Origin of the sequence: Micromonospora sp. NPDC049060 (genome assembly GCF_040649055.1) — a bacterium.
Lineage (GTDB): Bacteria > Actinomycetota > Actinomycetes > Mycobacteriales > Micromonosporaceae > Micromonospora > Micromonospora reichwaldensis.
Genome location: NZ_JBEZEV010000084.1, coordinates 24,727 through 31,660 on the forward strand (window position 1 = coordinate 24,727; position 6,934 = coordinate 31,660).

The 6,934-nt window shown below is 76.0% G+C and carries 1 protein-coding gene; it reads left to right on the plus strand.

Going from position 1 to position 6,934, the window contains the following annotated elements:
- Positions 1 to 2 precede the first annotated feature (2 nt).
- On the plus strand, positions 3 to 6,934 hold a 6,932-nt coding region (locus tag AB0B83_RS24410; RefSeq protein WP_357580116.1), incomplete at its 3' end, for a type I polyketide synthase.

Here is a 6,934-nt window from a genome sequence, read left to right on the forward strand (position 1 = left end):
TGATGTCTACGTCCGCAGACAAGGTCGTCGAGGCGCTTCGCGCCTCGCTCAAGGAGACGGGCCGCCTCCGTCAGCTCAACCAGCAGCTGACCGCTGCCGCCCGGGAGCCCATCGCGATCGTCGCGATGTCCTGCCGCTACCCGGGCGGCGTGGCCAGCCCCGAGCAGCTCTGGGACCTGGTGGCCTCCGGCAGCGACGCCATCGGCGGTTTCCCGACCGACCGGGGCTGGGACCTGGCCAACCTGTACGACCCGGACGCCGACCGGGCCGGCCACTCCACCACCCGGGAGGGCGGCTTCCTCTACGACGCGGCCGACTTCGACGCCGAGTTCTTCGGCATCTCGCCGCGCGAGGCCGTGGCGATGGACCCGCAGCAGCGGCTGCTGCTGGAGACGTCGTGGGAGGCGTTCGAGCAGGCCCGGATCGCGCCCGCGTCCATGCGCGGGCAGAAGGTCGGCGTCTTCGTCGGGACCGCCGCCAACGGCTACGGCGTGGGCCCGCAGACCGAGGTCGAGGGCACCGACGAGGGCTACCTGCTGACCGGCACGGCCACCAGCATCGTCTCGGGACGGATCGCGTACGCCCTCGGCCTGGAGGGCCCCGCCGTCACTGTCGACACCGCCTGCTCGTCGTCGCTTGTCGCCCTGCACCTGGCCTGCCAGGCGCTGCGGCAGGGCGACTTCGACCTGGCCCTGGCCGGCGGCGTCTGCGTGATGGCCACCCCCGCCCCGTTCGTGGGCTTCTCCCGGCAGCGGGGGCTCGCCCCCGACGGCCGGTGCAAGTCGTTCGCCGCCGCCGCCGACGGCACCGGCTGGTCCGAGGGCGTCGGCATCCTGCTGGTGGAGCGGCTGTCGGACGCCCAACGCAAGGGGCACCCCGTCCTCGCCGTGATCGCCGGCAGCGCCGTCAACCAGGACGGCGCGTCAAACGGCCTCACCGCCCCCAACGGGCCGGCCCAGCAGCGGGTCATCCGGCAGGCCCTCGCGAACGCCCGGCTGACCACGGCCGACGTGGACGCCGTCGAGGCGCACGGCACCGGCACCGTGCTCGGCGACCCGATCGAGGCGCAGGCGCTGCTGGCCACGTACGGGCGGGACCGGCCCGCCGGCCGGCCGCTGCTGCTCGGCTCGATCAAGTCGAACATCGGTCACAGTCAGTCCGCTGCGGGCGTGGCCGGCGTGATCAAGATGGTGATGGCGATGCGGCACGGGCTCGTGCCGTCCACCCTGCACGTCGACGAGCCGACGCCGAAGGTGGACTGGTCGGCCGGCGAGGTGTCGCTGGTGACCGAGGCGACACCGTGGCCGGTGACCGACCGGCCCCGCCGGGCGGCCGTCTCGTCGTTCGGCATCTCCGGCACGAACGCGCACACCATCCTGGAGGAGCCGCCCGCCGCTGACGCCGCGGCCCCCGCCGACACCGGCCCGGCCCCCGCCCTGCCGGCGATTCCCGTGCTGCTGTCCGCCCGGTCGGAGGCCGCGCTGAGGGCGCAGGCGGGCCGCTGGGCCCGGTGGCTGGACGACGACGAGACCCTCCGGCCGGTGGACGTCGGCTGGTCGTCGGTGGTGTCGCGCTCCGCGCTGGAGCACCGCGCGGTCCTCACCACCACCGACCGCGAGGACCTGCTGGCCGGGCTGCGCGCCCTCGCCGCCGGCCAGCCGTCCGGCGCGGTGGTCGCCGCTCAGGCCGCCGACCGGGGCCCGCTCGCGGTGCTCTTCTCCGGCCAGGGCGCGCAGCGCGCCGGCATGGGTCGGGAGCTGTACGCCGAGTTCCCGGTCTTCGCCGCCGCCCTCGACGAGGTCTGCGTGTACCTGGACGCGCTGCTGCCGCGCCCGCTGAAGGAGGTGCTGTTCGCACCCGAGGGTTCCGCCGAGGCCGAACTGCTGGACCAGACCGCGTTCACCCAGGCCGGGCTGTTCGCGGTCGAGGTGGCGCTGTTCCGGCTCGTGGAGTCCTTCGGGATCACACCGGACTTCGTGGGCGGGCACTCGATCGGCGAGGTCACGGCCGCGCACGTGGCCGGGGTGCTGTCCCTGGCGGACGCGGCGGCGCTGGTGGCGGCGCGGGGCCGGTTGATGCAGGCGCTGCCGGTCGGCGGTGGGATGCTCGCCGTCGCGGCCACCGAGGTCGACGTCCTCGCCACGCTGGACGGCCTGGCCGACGTGGGGATCGCGGCGGTCAACGGGCCGACCTCCGTGGTCGTCTCCGGTGCCGTCGAGGCCCTGGACGAGGTGGAGCGGCTCTGGCGCGAGCGGGGCGCGCGTACGCGCCGGCTCACGGTCAGCCACGCGTTCCACAGCCCGCTGATGGAGCCGATGCTCGCCGAGTTCCGGGCCGTCCTGGCCGGGCTGGAGTTCTCCGCGCCGGCGCTGCCGATCGTGTCGAACGTGACCGGGGCGCTCGCCGACGCCGACGAGATCCGCACCGCCGACTACTGGGTGCGCCACGTCCGGCAGGCGGTGCGTTTCGCCGACGGGGTCGCCGCGCTGCGCGCCGCCGGCGTGGACGCGTTCCTGGAGATCGGCCCGCGCAGCGTACTGACCGCGATGACCCGGGACGTGCTGAGCGGGCAGGAGCCGGCGGACGCCGACGACGACACCCCGGTCATCGCCGTGCCCGTCCTGCGCGCCGACCGCCCCGAGGCGCGGGCCCTGCTCGCCGCCCTCTCCGAGCTGCACGTCAACGGGGCGCCCGTCGACTGGCCGGCCCTCTACGCCGGCGCCGGCGCGACCCCGGTCGCCCTGCCCACGTACGCCTTCCAGCGGCAGCGCTACTGGCCCGAGCAGATGCCGGTCTCGGTCACCGGCCCGGTCAGCCCGGACGTGGTGGACGTCGAGTTCTGGTCGGCGGTGGAACGCTCCGACGTGGCGGCCCTCGCCGCGCAGTTCGGCGACGACGGGGCGGACGTCCTGGCCCCGGCCCTGCCGGTCCTGTCGTCCTGGCGCAAGGCCCGGCTGCGCGACGCGGTCGTCGACGGCTGGTCGTACCGGGTGGTGTGGAAGCGGACCGCTGCCCCCGCCCCGGTCAGCCCGTCCGGCCGCTGGCTGCTTGTCGAACCGGCCGGCGACGCCCCCACGACGGAATGGGCCGAGGCGCTCGCGGGGGCGCTGACCGCCGCCGGCGGCGAGGTGTCCCGGCTGGCGGTGGACCCGACGGCGGAGCGCGACCAGGTGACGGCGCGGGTGGCCGAGGCCGTGGGGGACACCCCGTTCACCGGGATCGTCTCCCTGCTCGGCCTGCTGGACCGACCGCACCCCGGCCAGCCGGCGGTGCCGCTCGGCACGGCCGCCACGATGACGCTGGTGCAGGCCCTGCACGCCGCCGACGTCGCCGCGCCGCTGTGGACGGTCACCCGGGGCGCGGTCGGCACCGGGGACGCCGACCCGGTCCGCAGCGTCGCCCAGGGCGGCCTGTGGGGCCTGGCCCGGGTCGCCGGGCTGGAACACCCGCAGCTCTGGGGCGGCCTCGTCGACCTGCCGGACGGGCCCGACCGGAGCGACTGGGACCACCTGGTGGGCGTCCTGACCGGCGGCGGTCCCGAGGACCAGGTCGCCGTACGGCCCGCGGGCGTCTTCGTACGCCGACTGGTGCGCGCCACGCCGGCGGCCGTGGGCACGGTCGAGCGCTGGCAGCCGTCGGGCACCGTGCTGATCACCGGCGGCACCGGGGCGCTCGGCGCTCACGTGGCCCGCTGGGCGGCGGCCAACGGCGCGGCGCACGTCGTGCTGACCAGCCGCCGGGGCGAGCACGCTCCCGGGGCGGCCGAGCTGCGCGACGAGCTGACCGGGCTCGGCGCCCGGGTGACCCTGGTCGCCGCCGACATGGCCGACCGCGCCCGGGTCGAGGCGCTGCTACGCGACGTCGACGCCGACCCGGCGCCGCTGACTGCGGTGGTGCACGCCGCCGGGGTGGGCCAGCTGAACATGCTCGCCGACACCGACCTCGCCGGGCTGGCCGGGGTGCTGGACGGCAAGATCGCCGGTGCCGTGCACCTGGACGAGCTGCTGGGCGACCGGCCGCTCGACGCGTTCGTGCTCTTCTCCTCCATCGCCGGCATCTGGGGCAGCGGCGGACAGGCCGCGTACGCCGCCGGCAACGCCTTCCTCGACGCGCTCGCCGAGCGGCGCCGCGCCCGCGGCCTGGCCGCCACCGCCGTGGCCTGGGGACCCTGGGCCGAGGGCGGCATGGCCAGCGGCGAGGGCCAGGAACTGCTGGCCCGGCGCGGCCTCAGCCCCATGTCGCCGGCCCAGGCCGTGTACGCGCTGCGCAGCGCCGTCGGCCGGGCCGTGCCGTCGGTGACCGTGGCGGACGTCGACTGGTCCCTGTTCACCCCGGCGTTCGCCGCCGCCCGCGCCCGCCCCCTGCTCGACGACATCGCCGAGGCGCGCGACGCCCTGCGCGTCGTCGACGCCGAACCGGAGGACACCGCCGGCGGCGGGCTGCGGCAGCACCTGCTGACGCTGCCCCGCGCCGAGCAGGACCGCCACCTGACCGACCTCGTACGCACGCACACCGCCGCCGTGCTCGGCCACTCCGGCACCGAGCTGGTCAAGGCGAACCGGGCGTTCAAGGAGCTGGGCTTCGACTCGCTGACCGCCGTCGAGCTGCGCAACCGGCTCGGCGCCGCCACCGGGCTCACCCTGCCCACCACCCTGGTCTTCGACTACCCGAACCCGGCCGCCCTCGCCGACCACCTGTCGGCGACGCTGCGCCTGCACGAGGTCGACACCGTCACCACCTGGGGTCCCGCCGGGCCGGTGGACGACGACCCGATCGTCATCGTCGGCATGAGCTGCCGGTACCCGGGCGGCGTGGCCAACCCGGACGACCTGTGGGACCTGGTCGCCACCGGACGCGACGGGATCAGCGGCTTCCCCGACGACCGGAACTGGGACATGGGCCGGCTGCTGGCCGTCGACGCCGACGGGCGACCCGTGTCGCACACCCGCGAGGGCGGCTTCGTCGACGGCGCCACCACGTTCGACCCCGGCTTCTTCGGCATCTCGCCGCGCGAGGCGGTCGCCATGGACCCGCAGCAGCGCCTGCTGCTGGAGGCGTCCTGGGAGGCCGTCGAGCAGGCCGGCATCGACCCGGACGAGCTGCGCGGCAGCCGTACCGGCGTCTTCGTCGGCGCCTCCCCGTCGGGCTACGGCACCACCGACACCCCGGCGGAGCTGGCCGGATACCAGCTCACGGGCGGCGCGCACAGCGTCATCTCCGGCCGGGTGTCGTACACCTTCGGGCTGGAGGGCCCGGCGGTGACGGTCGACACCGCCTGCTCGTCGTCGCTGGTGGCGGTGCACCTGGCCGCCCAGGCGCTGCGCGGCGGCGAGTGCGACATGGCGCTGGCCGGCGGCGTCACCGTCATGGTGACCCCGGGCGCCTTCGTCGAGTTCTCCCGCCAGGGCGGCCTCGCCCCGGACGGGCGCTGCAAGTCCTTCGCCGCCGACGCCGACGGCACCGGCTGGTCGGAGGGCGTCGGCGTGCTGCTGGTCCAACGGCTCTCCGACGCCCGGCGGCAGGGCCGCCAGGTGCTCGCCGTGATCGCCGGCAGCGCCGTCAACCAGGACGGCGCGTCCAACGGCCTCACCGCCCCCAACGGGCCCGCCCAGCAGCGGGTGATCCGGCAGGCCCTCGCGAACGCCCGCCTGACCACGGCCGACGTCGACGCCGTCGAGGCGCACGGCACGGGTACGACCCTGGGCGACCCCATCGAGGCGCAGGCCCTGCTGGCCACCTACGGCCAGGGCCGCCCGGCCGACCGGCCGCTGCTGCTCGGCTCGATCAAGTCGAACATCGGCCACAGCCAGGCCGCCGCCGGCGTCGCCGGCATGATCAAGATGGTGCAGGCGATGCGGTACGGCCTGCTCCCGCAGACCCTGCACCTCGACGAGCCGACCCCCCACGTGGACTGGACCGCCGGCGCGGTGTCCCTGCTGGCCGAGGCGCGCCCCTGGCCGGCCGTGGACCGGCCGCGCCGGGCCGCCGTGTCGTCGTTCGGCATCAGCGGTACGAACGTCCACCTGATCCTGGAGCAGCCGTCCGCGCCGACCGGCGGGGACGAGCCGGAGGTCGAGGGCGAGCCGTCGCGGACGCCGTCCGTGCTGCCGGTGCTGCTCTCGGCCCGGGACACGGCCGGACTGTCGGCGCAGGCCGACCGCTGGGCGCAGTGGCTCAGCGGCACCCGGACCTCGCGCCCGCTCGACGTGGCCTGGTCGTCGGTGGCGTCGCGGTCCGTGCTGGAGCACCGGGCGGTCGTGTCCGGTGCGACCCGCGACGAGCTGCTGGCGGGCCTCGAAGCCGTGGCGGCGGGCGAGCCCTCGGCCGGCGTGCTCACCGGCCCGGGCGGCCAGCGCGGCCAGCTCGCGTTGCTGTTCTCCGGTCAGGGCGCGCAGCGCGCCGGCATGGGTCGGGAGTTGTCGGCGGAGTTCCCGGTGTTCGCCGCCGCGCTGGACGAGGTGTGTGGACACCTCGATCCGCTGCTGCCGCGTCCGTTGCGGGAGGTGCTGTTCGCCGAGGCGGGTTCGGCCGAGGCGGAGTTGCTGGATCAGACGGTGTTCACGCAGGCCGGGTTGTTCGCGGTCGAGGTGGCGCTGTTCCGGCTGGTGGAGTCGTTCGGGGTCGTGCCCGACATGCTGGCCGGTCACTCGATCGGCGAGGTGACCGCCGCGCATGTCGCGGGCGTGTTGTCCCTGGCGGACGCGTGCGCTCTCGTGGCCGCGCGGGGTCGGTTGATGCAGGCGCTGCCCACCGGCGGCGGCATGCTGGCCGTGGCCGCCGACGAGGCCGCGGTGGTGGAGTCGATCGCCGGGCTCGCCGACCGGGCGGGCATCGCGGCCGTCAACGGCCCCACCGCCGTGGTGGTGTCGGGTGCGGTCGACGTGCTCGACGAGGTGGAGCGGCTCTGGCGCGAGCGGGGTGCGCGTACCCGCCG